The sequence below is a fragment of the Streptomyces sp. NPDC058240 genome, assembly GCF_042882135.1.
Lineage (GTDB): Bacteria > Actinomycetota > Actinomycetes > Streptomycetales > Streptomycetaceae > Streptomyces.
In genome coordinates this window covers 393,545-396,029 of the sequence record NZ_JBHVWT010000003.1, presented here as the reverse complement: position 1 = coordinate 396,029, position 2,485 = coordinate 393,545, and the positions used below count along the sequence as shown (strand labels likewise).

The 2,485-nt window shown below is 71.3% G+C and carries 2 protein-coding genes; one reads left to right on the top strand and one right to left on the bottom strand.

Features of this window, described 5'->3' with window-relative positions; genetic code table 11:
- Positions 1-161 precede the first annotated feature (161 nt).
- Positions 162-896 carry an isocitrate lyase/phosphoenolpyruvate mutase family protein gene (locus ACFVX4_RS09630; protein ID WP_389973750.1) on the top strand — a complete coding sequence of 245 codons (735 nt, stop codon included), beginning with the start codon at positions 162-164 and terminating at the stop codon, positions 894-896.
- Positions 897-921: 25 nt separating this feature from the next.
- Here ACFVX4_RS09630 and ACFVX4_RS09625 read toward each other — a convergent pair whose 3' ends face one another.
- Positions 922-2,286 carry a B12-binding domain-containing radical SAM protein gene (locus ACFVX4_RS09625; RefSeq protein ID WP_389974016.1) on the bottom strand — a complete coding sequence of 455 codons (1,365 nt, stop codon included), beginning with the start codon at positions 2,284-2,286 and terminating at the stop codon, positions 922-924.
- Positions 2,287-2,485 lie beyond the last annotated feature (199 nt).

Here is a 2,485-nt window from a genome sequence, read left to right as displayed (position 1 = left end):
AAAACAACAAACGATGGAAAACGCTCAGATGGAACAACCGGGGTGTCCCCGGGGAATGAAAGGGGGGGGGACACAAAGCATGGACCTGGGGGTCCTGCCGGCCCGCCCCGGCAGGCCCGTACCGCGCACCACCACCGCTCGACACCCCACAGGAGCTCCGCGTGACCGCTTCCGTCCTCCGCGCCCTGCACCACGACCGCACCCCCGGCGACCCGCTGGTCGTCCCCGGGCCGTGGGACGCGGCGAGTGCGCGCGTCTTCGTCGACGCCGGCTTCCCGACGCTGGCCACGCCCAGCGCCGGGGTCGCGGCCTCGCTCGGTTACGAGGACGGGGCGACGCCCGCCGACGAGATGTTCGCGGCCGTGGCCAGGATCGTGCGCGCCGTGCCGGCCTCCGTGCCCGTCTCGGCGGACATCGAGGCGGGTTACGGACTGGCGCCGAAGGAACTCGTGGAGCGGCTCCTCGACGCCGGAGCCGTCGGCTGCAATCTGGAGGACTCCGCCGACGGCGCCCTCCTCGACGCCCAGCGGCAGGCGGACCGGCTCGCGGAGGTGCGGGCGGTCGCGGGCGACGCGCTCTTCGTCAACGCCCGCGTCGACACGTACGTCCGAGGCGTCCCCGACGGCACGGACCCGGAGACGGAGACGGTCCGCCGCGCACTGCTGTACGTGGCGGCGGGTGCGGACTGCGTCTATCCGATCATGGCCCCGCCCGAGGCGCTGCCCGCACTGGCCGCCGCCGTCCCGGCCCCGCTCAACGCCTTGGCGCGGCCGGACGGCCCGACCCCGCGCCGGCTGGGCGAGCTGGGCGCCACCCGGATCACCTTCGGCCCCGGGCTGCAGCGCCGGGCCATGGCTGCCGTGCGCGAGATCGCGGACGAGGTGCTGAGGGGGTAGGCACCGGGGCCGACGTCCTGGGCGGTCAGGCCCGTCTGCCGCCGAAGGCCGCCAGGGTCCGCTCCAGCATCGGCATGGCCCGCACCACGTTGCGGGAGCGGATCAGGGCGTCCCAGGCGGGCTCGAACTTCTTCCAGCCGCCCGAGTACGCCAGGTGCCTGAGCCGTTCGTGCGTGCCCGGCTGGGCGGCCGCACCGCGCCAGATGTTGGACCACCGGTAGAAGTCGCGGTACGCACGCCAGTACCCGTCCTCCAGCCGGCGCGGGGTCATGCCCTTCGGGCGGTACACGACATGGCGGGTGTCGTAGAGGTCCCAGTCCCGGTGGACGATCCGGTCCTCCGCCTCCAGCTGCTTCCACAGACCGGTGGACGGATACGGCGTCATGATGTGGAAGGTGGCCGTCTCGATGCCCTGCTCGACGGCCCACTCCACCGTACGGTCGAAGACGTCCGGACCGTCGTGGTCGAGCCCGAAGACGAAGCTGGCGTTGACCATGACCCCGGCGTCATGGAGCCGGCGGACGGCGGCCGCGTAGTCCTTGCCGATGTTCTGGTCCTTGCGCCGTTCGGCGAGGTTCGCGCTGTTGACGGTTTCGAAGCCGACGAACAGGCTGCGCAGCCCCGCGTCCACGGCGCGCTCCAGCAGATCCGGCTGGAGGACGGACTTCACCGTGCCGGCGGCCTGCCAGAGCCGCCCCATTCCCGCCATCCCGTCGAAGAGCGCCTCGGCGAAGCGCCGGTTGCCGAGCAGATGGTCGTCGAGGAAGTACAGATGGCGGCCGGGCAGCCGCTCGATCTCGGCGAGCGCGTCGTCCACGGCCTGGGTGTAGAAGGACTTCCCGCCCTCGAAGAAGGCGTCCTTGTAACAGAAGTCGCAGTGGTGCGGGCAGCCGCGCGAGACGACGATCGAGTTCGGCACGAGGTAGAGCTGCCGCTTGATCAGGTCGCGCCGTACGGGCGGCAGTCCGGCCAGGGTGCGCAGCTTCGAGTCGTACCGGCGGCCCGGCACCCCGTCGCGGAACTCCTTGAGGAAGAGCGGCCAGGTGTCCTCGCCCGGCCCGGTGAAGATCGTGTCGGCGTGGGCGGCGGCCTCGTCCGGGAGCGAGGTCACATGGAGGCCGCCCATGGCGACGTGGACGCCGCGGGCGCGGAAGTGGTCGGCGATCTCGTAGCCGCGCCGGGCGGAGGTGATGTACGGCTGGACGACCAGGAGATCGGGGCTGTCGAGCGCCTCTATGTCGACCCGCTCGACGTGTTCGTCGAGGAGCGTCACCTCGTCGTCCGCATCGAGGTACCCGGCGAGGGTCGCCAGGCCGAGCGGCGGGAAGAGCGAGTACTTGATGGGCCTGAACAGCGGGCTGGTCGCCTCTGTCAGGGCCGGAAGAATCATCGTCACGCGCATGACAGCCCAGACTCGGGAGGGGGTGCGGTCAGTTCCCGGCCGGGGCCGCGTGCCGACGCCGTCGGCCCCCGCAGCGGGTGTTTTCCGGGGAGGAAGGGGGCACGTGGAAAGGCGGGCGGAGCAGAGCAGGCCAAACTCGCGAAACTCATTGTGTTTCTCGGTGGGGTCCCTTACTCACGTGTTGATG